The organism is Vibrio sp. Vb0667 (genome assembly GCF_033391095.1).
This window is the reverse complement of record NZ_JAWPOL010000369.1, coordinates 1-1,075: the sequence shown is the minus strand read 5'-3', so window position 1 is coordinate 1,075 and position 1,075 is coordinate 1. Positions and strand designations below refer to the sequence as shown.

Sequence of the window (1,075 nt, the reverse complement as noted above, 5' to 3'; positions counted from 1 at the left end):
TACGTGTGGATAATCACCTAGGCTATCTGCCAATGGGTAACCTTCGGTGACTTTGGAGCGAACTGCAGCGATCATGGTGCGAATTCGTGGCTTTTCTGCTTGTTCAGAAACCGCACGAAGACACTCTTCAAGAGGCATACCTGATTGAACAAGTGTGGATAATTGACGCGTAATCAGAGCCAGTTCAGCCGTTTTGATACCACGTTTGAAGCCCACTGAGCCTGAAGACTTAGCCGCCTTTGCTTTGGCTTCCACGACCTCAACAGGGATCATCCCTTGTTCTTTCAGTCGTTGGCGCACTTGACGAGCGTTATCCCCTTCAATCGTGCCTTTTTTTTGTTTGCCTTTTGCGTCCAGCGCTTTGTATTCAAATGCTGCCATTACGCTTCCTTCGTCACTCGCATCACTTCTTCAAGTGACGTAATACCACGACGTACTTTGCTTAGACCATCACTACGAATACTTGGCGTATGATTACGAACGGCTTTTTCCACTTCTTGCTCACCCGCTTCGCGGTGAATCAGCTCTTGAACCGTTTCATCGACAAGCACTAATTCATGAATGCCGGTACGTCCGCGATAACCTTTTTGGTTACACGCTTCACAGCCTTTCGCGCGATGTAGAATGAGCGATTCACTTTCTGCCATGCCAAACAATTTTTTCTGTTCGCTGTCCGCTTCGTAAGGTTCTTTACAGTCAGAACAGAGCGTACGAACCAGACGCTGCGCTAGCACACCTAGCAGTGAAGAGGAGATCAAAAATGGTTCAATACCCATATCACGCAGACGCGTGATCGCACCAACAGCGGTGTTGGTATGCAGCGTCGACATTACCAGGTGACCAGTCAAAGACGCTTGCACCGCAATTTGCGCGGTTTCTAAGTCACGGATCTCACCGACCATCACCACATCCGGGTCCTGACGTAAGATCGCACGTAGACCACGCGCAAATGTCATGTCGACTTTCGGGTTAACTTGAGTCTGGCCAATGCCATCGATATCAAATTCGATTGGGTCTTCCACCGTCAGAATGTTGCGCTCGTTGCTGTTGATTTCTTGCAAGCCGGCGTACAAAG

2 protein-coding genes are annotated in these 1,075 nt (G+C 49.1%); both read right to left on the bottom strand.

All coding sequences use genetic code 11. From position 1 onward, the window contains the following. A partial coding sequence (locus tag R8269_RS25985) for a type II secretion system F family protein (protein WP_318223011.1) occupies positions 1-381 on the bottom strand: 381 nt, incomplete at its 3' end. Further along, the coding region (locus R8269_RS25980; RefSeq protein ID WP_318223010.1) for a GspE/PulE family protein at positions 381-1,075 on the bottom strand (695 nt) is incomplete at its 5' end. The genes R8269_RS25980 and R8269_RS25985, both read right to left, overlap by 1 nt.